This is a genomic window from Bdellovibrio sp. (assembly GCF_047637665.1).
Taxonomy (GTDB): domain Bacteria; phylum Bdellovibrionota; class Bdellovibrionia; order Bdellovibrionales; family Bdellovibrionaceae; genus Bdellovibrio.
Window position 1 is genome coordinate 69405 of record NZ_JBLJBT010000015.1, and the last position, 18116, is coordinate 87520.

The window sequence follows — 18116 nt, forward strand, 5'->3', positions numbered from 1 at the left end:
ACTTGAAATGGCAGATACAGCAATCACACCCACTCGTTCAGAAAATTATCCTGAATGGTACCAGCAGGTTATTGTCGCAGCGGACATGGCCGAAAATTCTCCCGTTCGCGGTTGTATGGTGATTAAACCTTGGGGTTACGCTGTTTGGGAAAACATGCAGGCGGTTTTGGATCGCAAGTTTAAAGACACGGGGCACGTTAATGCTTACTTCCCTCTTTTGATTCCATTGAGCTTTTTAGAAAAAGAAGCGGCACACGTCGAGGGGTTTGCGAAAGAATGTGCGGTGGTGACTCACCATCGTCTGAAAGGCGACGGAACGGGAAAACTTATTCCTGACGGAGAATTGGAAGAGCCTCTGATCATTCGTCCTACCAGTGAAACTATTATCGGTCACCAGTTTGCCAAGTGGGTGAAGTCCTATCGTGATTTGCCTATTTTGGTGAATCAGTGGTGTAACGTTATGAGATGGGAAATGCGCACGCGCATGTTCCTAAGAACGGCCGAGTTCTTGTGGCAAGAGGGCCATACGGTTCACGCCACTGCCCAAGAAGCTCAACAAGAGACTTTGCAGATGTTGGACGTCTATTCTGACTTTGCTGAAAAATACATGGCGATGCCGGTCATTAAAGGCATGAAGACGTCGGATGAAAGGTTCCCTGGGGCCGTGGATACTTATACCATCGAAGCGATGATGCAAGATCGTAAGGCCCTTCAGGCGGGAACTTCTCATTTCTTAGGACAGAATTTTGCTAAAGCCTCTGAGATCAAGTATCTCAGTGCGGAAGGTAAGGAAGAGTTTGCGTGGACGACGTCTTGGGGAGTATCAACTCGTCTTATCGGCGGTTTGATCATGACCCACAGTGATGACAATGGTTTTGTCGTTCCTCCTCGAATCGCTCCTTTGCATGTTGTGATCATTCCCATCTATCGCAATGACGAAGAAAAGGCGCAGGTTCTTGAGTACGTGCAAAACTTGGCCAAAGAGCTTAAACAGCAAAACTATTCTGACTCTGCCGTAAGAGTGAAGATTGATGATCGTGACCTTCGTGGTGGCGAAAAAGCATGGCAGTATATTAAACAAGGTGTGCCTGTGAGAGTCGAAGTGGGACCTCGCGATATGGCAAAAGGGGAAGTCTTCGTGGGACGTCGTGATCGTGGTCCAAAAGACAAAGCCTCTTTTGCTAAAGGAGCATTTGTTGAGAACATCGCAAATCTTCTTCAAGAGATTCAAGATGGGCTCTTCGAAAAAGCGAAGAAGTTCCGTGATGAGAATATTAAGCGCATCACGTCCTTGAAAGAATTTGAAGACTACTTTAAGGGAGACGAATCTTCGGCGCCGGGCTTTGCCATGGTTCCCTGGAGTGAAGCGGGAATTGGCCATGAGTTGCTAGCGAAATTGAAAGTCACTCCACGCTGTATTCCATTGCAGCAGGAGGCCGTTCAAGGGAACTGCATTTTCTCAGGCAAACCTGCGACAAAATGGGTTCTTTTCGCTAAGTCTTACTAGGAATTGAGTCCCTCGAGCAGACAGAGTTTAAAGCCCCGGATATTTCCCGGGGCTTTTTTTATTGCGCGCAGCGAGCTCCGACGGCAGCCCCGTATTCAGCCCATCCCCAGGAACCATCCAACAAACTCAATGCGATGTATTTGTCATACTCAGAGTATTGAGAACGAGTCCAAAGATAGGATTCAGAACTTGAAAGCCCCACAAATCTTCCCAACTCATCCGCAGACGGTAGATACCAGCCTTTCAATGTGTCGGCTCCACAGGCGCTGCCGTCGACGGCAAGATCGCAGGGGGCACTCAGGTTGCGACAGTAATTCGTGGCCTCCGTGAATGTCATGGTGTTGGTGCTTTCTGCGGAAAGCATGGACGGGAACGTCAGACCTTGAGCGCTGAAAAGAAGAACTGAAAGAAACGTGCAGGAAGTCAAAAACTTAAGTGTTTTCATAAAAGCCTCCCTGTCATTACGATGAGGCATTTCTAAGAAAAAAGGAAATGTCATTGTGGTCATTTTGGACCAGGCTGGTGTGCTGTTACAAAAATAAAGGGCTGCATATTGCAGCCCTTTACAGTTCTAGGAGCCGTTTAAATCTAAGGTAAATTGGACCAATCAACACCATTGCCTTGTGAGCCGCCACGTTCGCTGGCTACGGCAGGGACCAAGATGTTGTTTTTGCAGTTTGGAAGTTGACGAATCATATTCAGAAAAGATTCGGGGCTTAATGTGAGATACTCGTCATAGAATCTGTCTTTCCCTGCGATAGCATCGCTGTTGGATTGTTTAACGGAGGCGTATTTTACGGTCGAGTTGAAGTCTCCGATTCTCTCTTCACCATAGAGATTCAAAGAGTAGACAGGCGCATAGGTTTTGAGGAACTGCTCGGCCAGTTTGCTATATTTGTATCCCGTAAAGATCTCACCGGCGCTTTCGAGGTCCAGGACTAGACTTTCTAGGTTGGACTTCCTGATGGGGTAATAACCCTTCTCAGTCAATAATTTCAGAATGGGTGCCGGGGGGAGTTGGTATGCATAGTCGGCCAGTTGAATTGTACAGCTTTTAACTTCAACGGCACCTGAGCCAATTTGGCCAGTACCAGCAGAAGCGGAAAGGGAGGCTCCCAGAACTGAAGACATCAGAAGAGATGCTGCGATATTTTTTTTCATATAATCCTCGTTAGATAGTTAGGTCTCTTTAAGAGCGCGTTTCCCACTGGGTGAAACGGAAGCTTAAATGTTAATGAGGACAGGGAAAGCAAGGGCTATGCCATGGGTATAAACAAACTCTTCCACACAGAGATTGTAGAGGACTTAGACAGAGGCCGCGTTTGGTGGTCTCAACGGAGTTTTGAGAGCAGATTGTGGGCGCGGAAAAAAATGACCACACTCACGCTTCTTCAGAGACAGCGTGGATGTTGAAGTTGATCTGATGAAGTCGGCGAGAATGAAGTTCATCCACGTCGTATCTTTTCAACGCCTGCTTGATGAAAACCTGCAGTTCTTCAACAAATTCTTCAAACTCTTGAGGGCTTAGTGGAAGAAGAAGACTCTTGTATCTTCGTTGCTCAGGGGGGAGATTTTGGGCTTGAATCGCTTCCTTGAGGCTCAGTTCATGATAACCCAAGAGGGCGTCGTCACCCATTTTGTCGGGAATCTTAAAAGCTCTTTGTAGGCTTTTCCACTCGCGCAGTCCGTTCGTATTGACTTCAGATTGGGCCATTTTGATCTTCTCAAGTAACTGCAGGGCGGATTCGGTTTTATGAGGAGTCGCGCCTAAAAGGGTCGAGAGATTTGCGGTGCTTTTTTCGATGTCTTCAAAGCTGAGCAATGTCTGTAGGCGAGGTAAAAAAGGAGTGGATAGAAATTCGTAGTAATTTTGAACTTCAGTTTGAGGATAGTCGGATTTAATCAGGTGCAAGAGCTTTCGACCATACAGATTTCTTTGTTCTTGGGTTTTACTTTTCGAGTAGAGGACTAAAAGGTGGAAGTACTCGCGCTCGGCCGTCGAGAAAGCCATTTTATCACAAATAATCTTGATCGTTTTTTCAGTGAGAGAGCGTCTGCCAATAACTATTTGGCGCAAAAAAGAGCGGTTCGTAAACTCCAACTCCTGGGCCCAGACTTCATAAGAAAAGGACCGATCTTTCTTCTTTCGGTAGGCGTAGAGGTCTTCAAGGTATTGGTTGACATTGAGATAGGTGAATAGATCGGGCGTCTTCACGGTTTGTGTCATAACAAAATGAAAACAGGGATCAAAATAGGAGTAAAGGCTTTTTTTGAGAGCAAAAATGCACTCATGGACTGTGTTGAGGGTCCCCCTTTGTTGTCAGGCAGAATGTTCTGGGGTAGAAAAAGGGTCTATGTCTGAATCCTTGGTCACCGAATTTAAGCAACACCGCAGCCTTTCTCCAGAGGGGGAGCGTTTTCTTGTTCAGCTTGAGTCGAACATTGCTCAAGACCTGTGGAAGAGTGCCGGGGGCAATTGGAGTCGAGAGTCCGTGAAGCATTTTCGACAGGTTGGAATGGAAAAATTGGCAAGTTTTTCTAAAGGCGAAACCTTTGAGGATTTTCAAAAAGCCTGGATCGAGGTGGTTCGGGATTTCCATAAAGATTGTTGGGGTGAAAAACGTCTGCAAAAAAAGGAAAAGAAGATTCAGACCGAAAGTGACAAGATCTTTTGGGAGCTCTTTTCTTATATCTGGGCATTGTTGCAAACAGTTTTTATCACAAAGACGGCGGTCTTTTATTTCGGAATTAAATCTGCGCAAGAAGATACGACCGAGGGCAAGGTCTATGTGGTTCTTGCGATTCTTTTTTCGTTTGTTTCTTTGGCTTGGTTTGCAATTCGTAAGTCCCGAAAGAAAAAAGGCTCCTAACTTATGAAGTTTGTTGGGTGGCTGGTTTTGGGTTTATTGTTGGGGCCATCGATAAGCAATTTTCCACAACCTTCCTGGTTTTCAACACTGGCGCAAATCGCCGGCGGTATTTTTCTTTTTTTCGCGGGATGGGAACTTAAGTTTTTAGACCTGTGGAAAGATCGACGCTTTTACTTGTGGAACTTTCTTGGCGCGTTCGGAGTTCCTTTCGTCGCAGGGTATTTATATTTCAACCACAACCTTTTTATGGCGATCGCACTCGGTTTGTCGGCGTTGCCTGTGGCGATTCAGATTCTTAAAGAAAAGAAGCTCTACGATACCGCCTTGGCAAGACGAGCCATCACACTGGCCAGTCTTTGTGACATCGTTGCCTGGGTGGTCTTTGCCTTTCTTCTGCCGGAACAGAGGCTCTCTTCCTGGATTTTAAGTCATTGGATTGTTCTGGCTTTTTTTCTTGGACTATTTATTGGAAAAATCCGTGAACTTCGCCTTCCAGACCAAATCATGAGTTTGCAGATGTGGGTTTTAGCTCCGTTGTTTTTTGTCGGACTGGGTTGGAAGATTGATATTGTATCCCTGTTCTCCTGGGCGGTCTTTGTAGAGACCTTCTTAATTGCAATCATCAGCAAGTCGTTGGGAGTCTATATATCCTCTCGTTTTTCAAAGGTGTCCTTCAAAGAGGCTTGGAATTTGGCGGCTCTTTTAAATGCTCGTGGGGCCATGGAGGTTTTGGCGGCTCACTATGCATATCAGTCCGGATTGATTGACGGGAACATGTTTGCGGCCCTTGTGGTCGTCGGTATTTCGACCTCGGTGATGGCGGCCCCAGCCCTTCGCCGTTGAACTCGTCAGAGTGTGACCCCGGTCATAGTTACCTGCATGGACGGGTGATATAAAGCAGACATGGGGAGGTATTCATGAAACCGTTATTGACCAATAATATGACCCATAGAGTTGTCACCGTAAAACGAAACGTGAAGGCTCACGAAGCGCAAGCCATCATGCGGAATCAACTGATTCGCCATCTTCCTGTCGTTGACGAGCAAGGGGAGTTAGTTCTGGGGATGCTTTCGGATCGAGATCTTCTCAGAAGTCCTCATCCAGACAAACCCGTTTACGAACTCATGAGCTCGCCCATTCTTTCTTTCGATATCAATACTCCGATGTTAGTGGTGGCCTCTGCCATGGTCGAACGAAAGATGTCGGCCTTTTTAGTGACCAATGACAATGAGATCGAGGGAATCGTGACCAGCGAGGATCTGATCCTGCTCTTGATTGATATTCTCAAGAAGGAGCCTAGTCCTAAATGGATTTTAAGCGATTTTCTGGTCAATCCGATGATGCAAAAGGTGATGTCTGCGGCGACTCCGGCTGGGTACTAGAAGGGGCTCCCGCCAGCCCGTGTTGAATTGTCAGGATTGTGTTAGGGCCCTTGACCAAACTCTGTCATCGTCGATAGCTTTGGAAAACCAAACAAAGTTATTAAAGAGAGAGTATGGCTCAGCGACTGTTCTTCAAAGATAAATCGCTTTTCAGGCCCCCTTCGTCGGGTGGCAGTCCGGGGGAAAAATCCCGACTTCATGCCCTCCGTGTGTCCGCAAACCCGAAGTGTCTAAAAAATTTGAATATCAATATGAAAAACGGCGTCTCAATGACGCCGTTTTTGTTTTTTAAGGGAGTCCTTTGAATGTGTGGAGTCGTCGGTCTGATTGGTGAAGACAACGCAGGCGAAAAACTATATCCGGCTCTCTTTGCTCTCCAGCATCGGGGGCAGGATGCGGCGGGGATCTTAAGTTATGACTTTGAGCGTTCGCAGTTCCATCTGGAAAAAGACTTGGGACTTGTGGAAGATGTTTTTACGGTGGACCGTCAGCAGCGCCTGAAAGGTTCCATGGCCTTGGGCCACACTCGGTATTCGACGATTGGAACCGTCGATAAAGAGGACTTACAGCCGCTGTTTTTGAGTTATCCCTACGGCATCGGCATGATTCACAATGGGAACGTCACAAATTATGACGAGGTCGTCGACTACCTTCGCAATCGAAAATTACGTTGGACCTTCAGTAGGAATGATCTGGAAATTCTTTTGCATATGACAGCGGTAGGCTTGGCTTCGCGCAAAGAAAATCAAAATTTACCAGAGAACCTGGCCGCCTCGATCTCTGAGCTCCTTGGAACCGTCCAAGGAGCTTACAGTGCGATCGGCATCTTAGCAGATCAAGGAATTTTCGCCTTCTGTGACAAACACGGCATTCGCCCCCTGTTGATCGGAAGAAAAAAGAAGGGTGATAAGTTCAGCTACTGTTTTGCTTCGGAAAAACAAGTCTTCTTTGGTCTTGGCTACGAGTATTGGCGGGATCTGCGTCCGGGCGAGTTGATCTTTGTCGATCGAGACTTGAATTTTCATTCCTTTCTTTTGAGCGAAAAAAAGGCGCGCCCGTGCATGTTTGAATGGATCTATTTCGCCGGTTCTGAAACCGAATGGCATGGACGCCCCGTTTATGAGGTGCGCCTTAATCTCGGCCGCATCTTAGCCGAAGAAGTCAAAGCGAAAGGTCTTGAGGTCGATGTGGTGGCTCCCGTCCCCGACACCTCTCGTGCGGCTGCGTGCCGTTTGGCGGAGGTTCTGGAAAAGCCGTATCGCGAAGTCCTTATTAAAAATCGTTATGTACAACGCAGCTTCATCGTCAATCAACCTGAGCTGCGTAAGATGATGGTGAATCTTAAATTGTCTCCGGTGCAAAGTGAGATTCGCGGGAAAAAGATTCTTTTGGTCGATGACAGTATTGTGCGGGGAACCACCTCGGCGCGAATCATTCGTTTATTACGAGAGGCGGGAGCCGAGAAAGTTTATCTTGCCAGCACCTGTCCTCCGATTCGTCATCCCTGCTTTTACGGCATTGATTTTCCCGAGGGTGAATCCTTGGTCGCCTATCAGAAAACTGAAGAGGACGTGGCAAAAATTTTAGAAGTCGATGGATTGGTGTTTTTGCCTTTGAAGCGCTTAAAGGAAGGCCTTGGCTTGGAAAGCCTGTGCAGTGCTTGTCTTGACGGTGACTATCCTGTGCCGGTCTCTAGCGAAAGTTTTTTACAGACCCGAAAAGTGAATATCGGTGGTGATGGTAAGAGTGAGGTGCCTCTATGAAAATTCAGGTTCTTTTTGGTAGTCCCAGTGATGAAAGAGTTTATGGGCCGCTTTGTCGTTTCCTTGAAAAATGCGGAGAGGTCAAGATGGAAGTCGCCTCGGCCCATCGCAACCCGGATCGCGTGCATGAAGTCGTGGCTCAATGTGGAGCTGACGTGTTTGTTGCCGGTGCGGGATTGGCCGCCCATCTTCCTGGAGTGGTCGCCTCTCTCACGACAAAACCGGTCTTTGGGGTTGCGGTGAACGGCGCCTTTGCGGGACTGGATGCTTTTTTGTCGATCGTGCAAATGCCAAAGGGCGTTCCCGTGATGGCGGTCACAGAAGAAAACAGTTCGGGCATCGCGGATCTTCTGCTGCGGTGGAAGGCCTTACCTCAGGACAAAATCTTCTTGCATTGGAATCGTCATCTTGAGTCCTACTCGCCCATTCAGAAAGCTCTTGAAGAAATCAAAGCACAAAGTGGTGTTGAGGTGGAATGGTGTGATGTGAACGAGATCCAATGTCTGGGGGAAATTGTCAGCCCTTGGGAGTTGCCTCACGTCAGTGGTTTAAATCTTTTTTTATGTGAAAAAGAACAACTGGCCAGTTCCAACCTGGCTTTGGATTTTTTTGCCAAAGCTCGCCACGGGGGTGCATGGGTTGGCGCCAACAATATTGGTAACTATGTGGCGCAATGGAAAAAACTTATTGAGATGGGGAAAACCGCATGGAACTAATTTACAAAGGATCCGTTAAAGATCTTTATAAAAAAGAAAATCATCTCGTATTTAAATACAGCAATCGTTATTCTATTTTTGATTGGGGAGAAATGCCCGACGAGGTCCCTCATAAAGGGGAAGCTCTAGCCTCCATGGCGGCCTCCTTTTTTGAATACCTGGCAAAAAAAGGAATTCCCTCGCATTTTATTTCATCTTTAGATGCAACTTCGATCGAAGTTCAAGCCGTCAACGTCTTGCGTCCCGATTGGATCGAGGGACAGTATGATTATTCAGCCTATCAAGATCGCCCCATCCACTGCCTTGTTCCGTTGGAAGTTATTTTTAGAAAACACTTGGGCCAAGGCAACTCTTTAGAGGGGCGTCTCAAAAAGAACCCGGCTTACCTTGCTGATTTGGGACTAAGCCAGATGCCGTCGGGAGAAACGACGTTCACTCCGCCTCTTATTGAGTTTTCAACCAAACTTGAAACCTCGGATCGATATCTGACCCGCGAAGAAATTGCAGAGATGAACATCTTGTCAGAAGGGGAGCTAGCAAATCTGCGCACGCAGACTCAGGAAGTCGCCACAGAACTTGAAAAACTTTTTGCCTCTTTTGGTGTGAAGTTATGGGATGGCAAAGTAGAGTTTGCATTTGGTCCTGAAACACAAGGCGCGCGCCAGCTTCTTTTGGTCGACTCGATCGGGCCGGATGAACTGCGCCTCACTTATGAAGGCCTTCCTCTCTCAAAAGAATTTTTACGCCAGCTTTACGGAAAGACGGCCTGGCACGAGGCTGTAAAAAAAGCCAAAGAACTGGCGCAAGAAAGAAAAACACAAAACTGGAAATCCATTTGTCGTGAGGAACTCAAGGAAGATCCGAAATCTCTTTCTCAAGAACAGATCGAAGTCAGCTCGTTACTTTATCAGGCTTTAGCAAACGAAGTGGCCGGAGTTGTGGGACGAAAGAAGCCTTTTGCCGAATCCGTCACGTTGAAGCTGTGGCATCAAAGAGCTCAGCAGGTTTTAGGGAACTCTTTATGAATATTGTGGTTGTTGGTAAAGGCGGACGTGAGCATGCCTTGGCAAAAAAGCTGAAGGAATCGTCTTTGGTGACGGATTTATGGGTCTGCCCTGGGAATCCCGGCATGAGAGAGGCGGGCTTGTTGTGCGCGCCGGTGGAAAGCCCTGAAGCCATTGAAAAGTTTTGTCTTGAGAAAAAAGTTTCTTTAGTCGTGATTGGCCCCGAGGCCTTCATCCTTTCGGACCTCAAAGAGCGCTTGGAAGAAAAAGGGATTTACTGTTTTGCACCTTCTCCGAATGTCGCAGAACTGGAATCATCTAAGCTTTTTTGCAAAGGTGTTTTAAATGCCGCCCAAGTTCCGACAGCCCCGTGTATGGTGGCTTATTCTGCAGAGGGGGCTTTAAAGTCGGTTCGAGAGCATGATTTTATAGAGCCACTTGTCGTCAAAGCCGACGGTCTTGCGGCAGGGAAAGGCGTTTGGGTTTGCGACAGTCTAGCAAAAGCGGAAGAAGCCGTACAAGTTTTGGGAAGTCAGTTTGGTTTCCCTCTGCTTCTTGAAGAGTGTTTGCAGGGCCAAGAGCTTTCCGCGTTTGCTCTATGTGATGGGGAAGACTTTGTTGTCCTGGGAACAGCTTGTGATTACAAGCGCATCACAGCCGATCCCTTCAGTGCCAATACCGGAGGGATGGGAGCTTACAGTCCCTGCGATTTTTTAGAGCCCGAGGACGAGGTGGCTCTTCACTCGATCTTCGCTAAAACCTTAAAGTATCTCAAATCACAGAAGAAGCCTTACCAGGGATTTCTTTTTGCGGGTCTGATGAAGACGGCGCAAGGGCTTTATGTTCTAGAATACAACGTGCGTATGGGGGATCCAGAAACTCAAGCTTTAATGCCAAGATTGAAAACTGATTTGGCAAAGTTGATTGTAGCCGCCGTCACTCATGAACTTATGGGTCAAAGCTGTGAACTCTCCAGTGAAAAGGCGGTGCACGTTGTGGCCGTCAGTCAAGGGTACCCCCAAACGCCCATGCTTCTAGGAAGTCCGATTTCTTATCCCGCTCTGGCGACATTAAGAAATCAAATCTACTTCGCTGGTGTCTCAGAAAAACAGAATCACCTCATAAACACCGGAGGACGCGTTCTCGGGGTTACGGCCGTTGCGCCCACACGTCAAGAGGCGCGGGTTCAGGCTTACCAGGATTTGAAGAAGATCTCGTTCGAAGGCATGTACTTCAGAGAGGACATTGCCGAATGAGACCCCTGCGAGTCGCTATCTTTGCTTCGGGAACGGGATCCAATGCGCGGACCTTGATCGAAAAAGCACAGGCCTTAGGAGAAACGCTTGAAATCTCTTTTGTGCTTTCTGATAAAGCAACAGCACCTGTTCTTAAAAAAGCTGAAGAGCTGGGAGTGCGAACTTACTTGGTAGAAAAAAAGCTAGATCGCCAAAACCACGAACAAGCCATTCTGAATATCTTGCGCGAGCATCGCATCGACTGGATTTTTCTGGCGGGTTATATGCGCCTGCTATCAGGAACTTTTTTACGGCAGTTTGCATTGTGGCACGGGGACGCTTCTCAGATCGTCAATATTCATCCGTCGTTATTGCCAGCTTATCCGGGGGCGGAAGCGATTGCGCGGGCATATCAGGATCGGGTTTCGCACACCGGAGTCACAGTTCACTTCGTTGACGAGGGCATGGACACCGGGAAGATCATACATCAAGAGGCTTTGAGTTTATCTCCAGAGGCTTCTCTGGCGGATTGGAAGGAAATGATTCACCGCTTGGAACACCGAATGTATTCGAATTTTTTAGAATCTCTTTCTCTTGGCCAACAAAAAACTTTTTATTTTGAGGAGAACCAGTGATGCAAAGAATTTCTGTTCGCAGCCTCTATGACCACAGCACGGAAAAAGCCCTCAAAAGAGCTTTAGAAAAAGAAGCGCCAGTGACGGGTCTTCATCTGCGCCGGGTGTATTGGCTCGTTGAAAAAAAACCGGGATTGGCTAAAGAGCTGCGTTTGGAAGCTTTGCTGGATAAAGTCTTTTTTGACCCCATCGCCGAAGAAATTCAACACGGCTTTCCTCAGTTTAAGGACTCGGCCACTTACGTCGAGGTTCGATTTCTTGCCGGTGTTACTGACAATCTGGCTCGATCAGCCACGGAAGCCTTAATGCTATTTTCTTCGCAACATAATTCTTCTTGGCAGGAGTTTGGCATCGAAGTTCACAGTGGGTGGGCTCTTGAAATCGAAGGGGATATTTCTAAAAAACAAATTGAAAATGTTTTGTTTCAATCTTTGGCCAACCCTTTGTTGAATAAGGTGGAATTTGCACAAGGAGCAGAACTCGCGAAATACAATCCGTGGCAGCACTTCACGAAATTTTGGGATTCTCCAAAAATGGAAAACCGCACCTTGCAGTTGTTTGAACTCAAAGAAGAAGTGCTAAAGAAAATCAATGAAGAGCGGGGATTGGCTCTCAGCGACGAAGAAATTTACACCATCATTTCTCACTTTTCCCAACCCCAGTTACAGTCACAAAGAGCCCACAAGGGGTGGTCTCAAAAAATCACCGAAGTGGAGTTGGAATGTCTTGCACAGACATGGAGTGAACACTGCAAGCATAAGATATTCGCAGCCGAAGTAGACTACTCTGAAGCCCCAGGTGTTTATCCTGCGCTCGGGGATAAAAAGATCATCAGTCTTTATAAAAGCTATATTCAAAAGGCCACAAAAGACCTTGAGAATTGCGGTTACCTTGTGTCGGTCTTTAAAGACAACGCCGGGATCGTTGATTTCGATAAGAACGTCAATATCTGTGTAAAGGTCGAAACTCACAACAGCCCTTCGGCGTTGGACCCTTTTGGAGGGGCGCTGACGGGGATTTTGGGGGTCAATCGAGATATTCTTGGATGCGGATTGGGGGCAAAACCCATCGCCAATACCGATGTCTTCTGTCTTTCAAAGAAAGATCTTTTTCCACAGTCAGATTCCGCGAAGCGCCCCGAGCTTCTGAAAGACCCCGGAGTCATCTTCCGTGGTGTTCATCAAGGTGTCGAAGAAGGGGGCAATCAAAGTGGGATTCCCACGATCAATGGAAGTATCTATTTTGCGAGTGAGTTTGCCGCAAAACCCTTGATCTTTGTTGGCTCGTTGGGGGTAATGCCCAAATCCGTTCAAGGCCGCGCTTCCGAGGTCAAAGAGATCCATTCCGGCGATTTAATTGTGGTGGCTGGAGGACGTCTTGGAAAAGACGGAGTGCACGGGGCGACGTTCAGTTCGCTCGCTCTTCATGATCAGGTTTCGTCAAACGTTGTGCAAATCGGTGACAGCATCACACAGAAGCGTTTGTTGGATTTCACTTTGCAGGCGCGGGATCGTGGTTGGATACAAGCCATCACCGACAATGGCGCCGGCGGTGTCAGCTCCTCCATTGGAGAAATGGCACAGTTATGCGGTGGAGCTCGTTTGGATCTTAGCAAACACCCTCTCAAGTACGGTCATCTTGAATACTGGGAAATGTTAGTCAGTGAATCCCAAGAGCGTATGTCCTATGCGGTGAAGCCGCAAAACGTCCCAGCTTTTCTGCAGCTCGCTCAGGATATGGGTGTTGAGGCCAGTGTGTTGGGAGAGTTCACTCACAGCGGCACTTTTGAGGTTCATCATGGTGACACTCCCTTGGCCTCTTTAGATCTTCATTTTCTTCACGAAGGTTTAAGCCGCATGAAACTCAAAGCCCATTTTGAGGGGCCCCAGGCGTATTCCGAGTTTCATCGTGAACACGCGAAGAAGGCGATGCCAGAAAATACGGCCGCAGGACTTGGCGAGGTGTTGAAGCAGGTCTTGGCTTCTCCGAATGTGGCGTCACGGGAACCTTTGGTGCGATATTATGATCACGAAGTCCAAGGAGCGACCCGTTTAAAACCCTATGGTGGAAAAACACAACAGGGTGCGAACGATGCGGGTGTTTTGGATTTGTCTGTCCACGGAGGCGAAGAAAATAATGCGGTGGCGGTTTCCAACGGCCTCTGCCCGCAGTTTTCTTACTATGACACTTATTTGATGGCGCAAAAAGCGGTCGATGAAGCTGTCAGAAATTTAGTGGCGACGGGAGTGAATCCGTCAAAGATGGCTTTAGTGGATAACTTCTGCTGGCCTGATCCTGTTGCTAAATCCAGCAATCCCGATGCTCTTCATAAGATGGCCCAGCTGGTGCGGGCGTGTGAGGGACTGTACAAGGCGGCCCAAGATTTCTCGGCCCCTTTTGTGAGCGGCAAAGATAGCATGAAAAATGACTTCATTGGCAAAACGAAGTCGGGCGACACCGTCAAAATCTCGGTTCCTCCGACGTTGCTTGTGACTGCGATAGGTCAAATTCCTGACGCACAAAAAGTAGTTCCCGGATTTTTTCAGAAAGCGAAGGACGAAATTTATGTTTTGGGTCGTCTGACCGAGAGCCTTTATGCCTCAACTCTGTCCCAGGAGTTTGCAGTGAAAATAGAGCGGGCTCCCGAATATCCCGATCTGAAAGCCAATCGAAATCTCTATGAATTGATCTATGCGGGAATTCAAAAAAGTCTTCTCTCGTCTTGCCATGATATTTCCGAGGGCGGACTTCTCGGGGCACTGGCAGAATCTTGTTTTGGAAACTCCTTGGGGGCCTCTGTGGACTTTAACGGAATGACCTGGAATCAGCTTTGGTCTGAGACAGGCTCTTTGTTTGTCGTCAGCGTGCCGCAGGAAAAGAAGGCGGACTTTGAAGGGCATTTTGCAAATAACTTCCGTCACTTGGGAGTTGTCACGGATTCCACACAATTAGAGTGGAGTTTTGAAGGACAAAAATGCCAAGTGTCCATCCAAGACCTACAAAACATCTGGTCACAAGGAGTGCAGAATGTCTACGAAGCCTAAGTTCTTAGTTCTTTGGGGTGACGGAATTAACTGCGAGAATGAAACGGCCAGAGCCATTGAATTGGCGAACGGGACAGCCCACAAGGTTCATGTGAATGAACTTCTTAAGAATCCACAAAGTCTTCACGACTATCAGGCGATGGTTTTTCCCGGAGGGTTTTCTTTTGGGGATCATCTGGGAAGTGGGCAGATTCTGTCTCTGAAGTTGGAAAAAACCTTGAAGGAAGAACTTCAAAAGTTTGTAAAGACAAAGCCAGTCCTGGGTATATGTAATGGATTTCAAACCTTGCTTCGCCTGGGTCTGTTGCCAGATGCGGATTTTCAAAGAACCTGCGCTTTGGTTAAAAATGAACAAGGTCATTTCATCGATCGTTGGGTGGAACTCGATCGCGATGAACAGTCTCCCTGCATCTGGACGCGATCGTTGCCGAAAAATTTTGTTTTACCTATTCGTCATGGCGAAGGGCGTTTTGTCTGTCAGGAAGAAAAGACATTGCAGCGTTTGCTGAACAATCATCAAACGGTTTTGCGCTACACAGAAAATGTCAATGGGGCGATGGCACAAATTGCCGGGGTCTGTGACTCATCGGGCTTGGTTTTTGCGTTGATGCCTCATCCAGAAGCGGCCCTTCATGATTGGCATCTGCCGTTTGAAGGGAAAGCCTGGGGATTGGAATTTTTTAAAAGTGCTGTTGATTTTTTAAGGGGTGAAAGATGACACAAATTCGCAGAGCTCTTTTGAGTGTTTCAGATAAGACCGGACTTTTGGATTTGGCGAAAGTTCTGGTCGCTCAGAACGTTGAGTTGATTGCCAGTGGGGGAACCGCAAAATCGTTGCAAGAGGCTGGTTACAAAGTCACTCCAGTGGAAACCTTAAGTGGCAAGGGGGAGGCCTTTCAAGGACGAATGAAGACGATCAGCTTTGAAATTGCGTCCTCGTTGTTGTTTCGCCGTGAAGATCCCCAGGACTGTGATCAGGCCGCGCAGTTGGGAATTGAACCCATTGATTTGGTTGTGGTGAATCTTTACCCCTTCCACGAGACTTTAAAAAAACAACAAGAACAAAGCGAAGTCCGCGGTTTTGCCGAATGTATCGAGAACATCGACATCGGCGGACCGACATTACTCCGCGCGGGAGCGAAAAACTTTCAGTCAGTCACTGTGCTTTGTGAGCCCACTCAATATCGAGAATTTATGAAAGAGTTCGCAGAACACAAGGGCACAACTACTTTTGAGTTTCGTCAAAAATGTGCCGCTCAAGTTTATACGATGACCTCCTTTTATGACATGGCCATTGCCGGTTTCTTGACACAGAAAACGGGGGCCGTCCTTCGTTATGGCGAAAATCCTCATCAAAAAGCATTTGTCTTAAAAGATCCCTTCCAAGAGGGGCTCGCGCACGCGCGGTCCTTACAGGGGAAAGAGATGTCTTACAATAATTACCTCGATGCGGACTTTGCCCTTAAGACGTTGCAAGATGTGCATTCCTGGCAGGGGCCTAAAGCCCTCCCGACGGTTGTGGTTGTGAAGCATAACACGCCTTGCGGATTGGCCGTTGGGGAAACGCCTCTGCGCGCCTTGGAGATGGCGTGGAAAGGGGACGAAAAGAGTTCATTTGGCGGCATCATTGCCTTGAACTTTGCAGTCACCGAGGACATCGCGGCGTTTTTCTCTGAAAAATTCGTCGAAGTGATTTTGGCTCCTTCGTTTCAGGAGGGGGCTCGTGAAAAACTCAAAAAAAATTGTCGCCTCATGGAGGTGGCGCTGATGCCATCAAACGCCTGGCAGGCACGCTCCATCGAGGGCGGTCTTCTGATGCAAGAATCCGACAGCTTTAACCTTGCGAATATGAAGGTGGTCACGCAGAAGACCTTTGCAGAAGACAAACAACGTCTGGCCGGTTTTGCGATGCTCGCGGTGAAAAACTTGAAGAGCAACGCCATAGCCCTCTGTCGTCAGCAAGGCCCCGAGTTTGAACTTCTCACGATGGGTTCCGGCCAAACCAATCGCATTGATTGCATTGAAAAGCTCATCACTTCCAGACTGGCTGATAAAGGAATCCAAGATCTTTCCGGCGTCGTTCTGGCGTCCGACGCCTTCTTCCCGTTCCCAGATTCCGTGCAAGTCGCCGCGAAGCTCGGCGTAAAACACATCATCCAACCTGGCGGCTCAATCAAAGATCCCGAAGTCATCGCCGAAGCCAATCACCTCGGCCTCGCCATGATCTTCACCCACCGCCGCCACTTCCTCCACTAGAGGTACGCCGTACCTTTTTGCAGTGCGGGGAGTTAAACATGACGCTATGGCGAGGGATATAGTCATAGGTTTAAAAATTTCGAGGAGAGAATATGTCGAAGATTGATTACAAAGAAGCCGGAGTGGATGTAACCAAGGCCGATGCCTTTGTCGAGCGAATCAAGAATCTCGTGCCGACCACCTTTAATGAACAAGTCCTTCAGGGTATTGGCGGTTTTGCCGCCGTCTATAAGCTGAACGAAGAGAAATATCTCGCCTCTTGCACCGATGGAGTCGGCACTAAATTGAAACTTGCCCAGAAGTTGGACAAACATCACGGTATCGGGATCGATCTGGTTGCGATGTGCGTGAACGACCTTCTGTGTGTTGGCGCGCGTCCTCTGTTTTTTCTTGATTATATGGCCTTTGGCAAACTCGACACCCAAGTCAGTGAAGAGTTGATTGCGGGAATGGTTGATGGATGCCGCCAGTCGGGGATGGCTCTTATTGGAGGAGAAACCGCAGAAATGCCCGGCGTCTACCAAGACGGGGAGTACGATTTGGCGGGTTTCAGCGTCGGGGAATTGGCCCCTTCAGAAATGTTCACTGACAAACATATGGAGGCGGGGGACGTGTTGCTCGGTCTGGCCTCCAGCGGTTTTCACTCCAACGGATATTCTTTGCTCAGAAAACTTGTCAAAGACGGCGAAACAGATCTTCTTCATCAGCTTTTGGTGCCTACAAAAATCTACGTCGAGATTTTCACGCAGCTTCGTCGCACCTTTCCTACGGGACTTTTAGCCGCAGCTCACATGACCGGCGGGGGCATCGACAATATTCCGCGCATGAGTGAACGATTTGACTATAAGATCACATCATGGCCCTCCTTAGAGGAGGTCGCTCCGGTCTTTAAAACGATTATGCAAAGGGTGGATCTCCCTCAAGAGGAACTCTTTCGCACCTTCAATATGGGAGTGGGCTTAACTCTTTTAGTAAAAAAGGCCCAGGCATCAGCCGTTTTGGATTTTCTTTCTCAAAAGAACGTCAAAGCATGGCGTTTGGGAGAGATTGAGGAAGGCCGGGGAGAGATTCAAATGACGGGTTTGAAAATCTGAGTCGACAAGGCAGCCAGTTAAGAAAAAGATTTCGATCTTAATTAACTGGCTGTTTTTTTAGTACGGCTTGCAGGCTAGGCAATGCCCTTAAATTATCAAAATCTAAAGACGCCGCGGCCTCTTAAGTGAATTTGAATATCTTCGGCGGCGGTCAGCTCAAAATCCAGTCGGCCGTTATAGGGCCCAGTATGTGTAGGCCGGAACACCACGCGAACCGAACAGCGCTGGCCTTCAAAAAGGAAGTTTGGACAGTTTTCATTTTGTCGAAATCCATCGCCTTGAATGTTGATGTCATTGATGTAGATGGGGATACGCCCGTCGTTGCGCAGATAAAAACGCACAGACCGGCTGGTGTTGATGGGGGTCCGTCCAAAGTTGTAGTAATAGTCTTGATCTTGTACTTGAACCTCTTGATTCAAATTGATCTGAAAAGATTCTTCTTGCGAAAGGGGACTTGGGGTGGGCAACTTATCTCCAAGGGCCGGATTCGCAAAGCAAAATCCCAGCAGAAGAAGCAATAGACGTTTCATAAGCACCTCCTGATAGTTCTATTCTTTCGAGGGAGGTTCGTGGGGGCAAAAGCTATCTCAACTATGCACTTCTTGTCATC

17 protein-coding genes are annotated in these 18116 nt (G+C 47.9%); 13 read left to right on the forward strand and 4 right to left on the reverse strand.

Features of this window, described 5'->3' with window-relative positions; translation table 11 throughout:
- Nucleotides 1-7 precede the first annotated feature (7 nt).
- Nucleotides 8-1507, forward strand: coding sequence for a proline--tRNA ligase (proS, locus tag ACM64D_RS03620; RefSeq protein ID WP_415061828.1), 1500 nt, complete (start codon nucleotides 8-10; stop codon nucleotides 1505-1507).
- A gap of 58 nt (nucleotides 1508-1565) precedes the next feature.
- Here the strand turns inward: proS and ACM64D_RS03625 are convergent, their stop codons facing one another.
- The 3 genes from ACM64D_RS03625 to ACM64D_RS03635 all read right to left on the reverse strand — a co-directional run bounded on the left by ACM64D_RS03625 (nucleotide 1566) and on the right by ACM64D_RS03635 (nucleotide 3734).
- Complete coding sequence (locus ACM64D_RS03625; protein ID WP_415061829.1) at nucleotides 1566-1952, reverse strand: hypothetical protein; 387 nt, start codon at nucleotides 1950-1952, stop codon at nucleotides 1566-1568.
- 143 nt (nucleotides 1953-2095) lie between these two features.
- Nucleotides 2096-2668, reverse strand: coding sequence for a hypothetical protein (locus ACM64D_RS03630; RefSeq protein WP_415061830.1), 573 nt, complete (start codon nucleotides 2666-2668; stop codon nucleotides 2096-2098).
- Nucleotides 2669-2888: 220 nt separating this feature from the next.
- On the reverse strand, nucleotides 2889-3734 hold the full coding sequence (locus tag ACM64D_RS03635) for a TIGR02147 family protein (protein ID WP_415061831.1): 846 nt from the start codon (nucleotides 3732-3734) through the stop codon (nucleotides 2889-2891).
- 127 nt (nucleotides 3735-3861) lie between these two features.
- Between ACM64D_RS03635 and ACM64D_RS03640 the strand changes: the two genes are divergently transcribed.
- From ACM64D_RS03640 to purM, 12 genes are all read left to right on the forward strand, one after another.
- The gene (locus tag ACM64D_RS03640) at nucleotides 3862-4377 is read left to right on the forward strand and encodes a hypothetical protein (protein WP_415061832.1); all 516 of its coding nucleotides are present in this window, start codon (nucleotides 3862-3864) and stop codon (nucleotides 4375-4377) included.
- A gap of 3 nt (nucleotides 4378-4380) precedes the next feature.
- Nucleotides 4381-5220 carry a cation:proton antiporter gene (locus ACM64D_RS03645; protein ID WP_415061833.1) on the forward strand — a complete coding sequence of 280 codons (840 nt, stop codon included), beginning with the start codon at nucleotides 4381-4383 and terminating at the stop codon, nucleotides 5218-5220.
- Between the two features lie 74 nt (nucleotides 5221-5294).
- A complete protein-coding gene (locus tag ACM64D_RS03650; protein WP_415061834.1) occupies nucleotides 5295-5759 on the forward strand; it encodes an HPP family protein in 465 nt (154 codons plus the stop codon).
- Between the two features lie 305 nt (nucleotides 5760-6064).
- Complete coding sequence (purF, locus tag ACM64D_RS03655; protein WP_415061835.1) at nucleotides 6065-7522, forward strand: amidophosphoribosyltransferase; 1458 nt, start codon at nucleotides 6065-6067, stop codon at nucleotides 7520-7522.
- Nucleotides 7519-8238 carry an AIR carboxylase family protein gene (locus ACM64D_RS03660; protein ID WP_415061836.1) on the forward strand — a complete coding sequence of 240 codons (720 nt, stop codon included), beginning with the start codon at nucleotides 7519-7521 and terminating at the stop codon, nucleotides 8236-8238. The genes purF and ACM64D_RS03660 overlap by 4 nt, the downstream gene beginning before the upstream one ends.
- Nucleotides 8229-9263, forward strand: a complete 1035-nt coding sequence (locus ACM64D_RS03665; RefSeq protein ID WP_415061837.1) for a phosphoribosylaminoimidazolesuccinocarboxamide synthase — start codon at nucleotides 8229-8231, stop codon at nucleotides 9261-9263. Before ACM64D_RS03660 ends, ACM64D_RS03665 begins: the two co-directional genes overlap by 10 nt.
- Nucleotides 9260-10498, forward strand: coding sequence for a phosphoribosylamine--glycine ligase (gene purD / locus ACM64D_RS03670; RefSeq protein ID WP_415061838.1), 1239 nt, complete (start codon nucleotides 9260-9262; stop codon nucleotides 10496-10498). The genes ACM64D_RS03665 and purD overlap by 4 nt, the downstream gene beginning before the upstream one ends.
- Entirely contained in the window at nucleotides 10495-11112 is a 618-nt protein-coding gene (gene purN, locus ACM64D_RS03675) for a phosphoribosylglycinamide formyltransferase (protein ID WP_415061839.1), read from the forward strand. Before purD ends, purN begins: the two co-directional genes overlap by 4 nt.
- Entirely contained in the window at nucleotides 11112-14156 is a 3045-nt protein-coding gene (locus tag ACM64D_RS03680; RefSeq protein ID WP_415061840.1) for a phosphoribosylformylglycinamidine synthase subunit PurL, read from the forward strand. Before purN ends, ACM64D_RS03680 begins: the two co-directional genes overlap by 1 nt.
- Complete coding sequence (locus tag ACM64D_RS03685) at nucleotides 14140-14874, forward strand: phosphoribosylformylglycinamidine synthase subunit PurQ (protein WP_415061841.1); 735 nt, start codon at nucleotides 14140-14142, stop codon at nucleotides 14872-14874. Before ACM64D_RS03680 ends, ACM64D_RS03685 begins: the two co-directional genes overlap by 17 nt.
- Entirely contained in the window at nucleotides 14871-16412 is a 1542-nt protein-coding gene (gene purH, locus ACM64D_RS03690; protein WP_415061842.1) for a bifunctional phosphoribosylaminoimidazolecarboxamide formyltransferase/IMP cyclohydrolase, read from the forward strand. Before ACM64D_RS03685 ends, purH begins: the two co-directional genes overlap by 4 nt.
- Nucleotides 16413-16504: 92 nt before the next feature.
- Nucleotides 16505-17506, forward strand: coding sequence for a phosphoribosylformylglycinamidine cyclo-ligase (gene purM / locus ACM64D_RS03695; RefSeq protein ID WP_415061843.1), 1002 nt, complete (start codon nucleotides 16505-16507; stop codon nucleotides 17504-17506).
- Between the two features lie 95 nt (nucleotides 17507-17601).
- Here the strand turns inward: purM and ACM64D_RS03700 are convergent, their stop codons facing one another.
- Complete coding sequence (locus ACM64D_RS03700) at nucleotides 17602-18036, reverse strand: hypothetical protein (RefSeq protein WP_415061844.1); 435 nt, start codon at nucleotides 18034-18036, stop codon at nucleotides 17602-17604.
- Nucleotides 18037-18116: the final 80 nt, after the last annotated feature.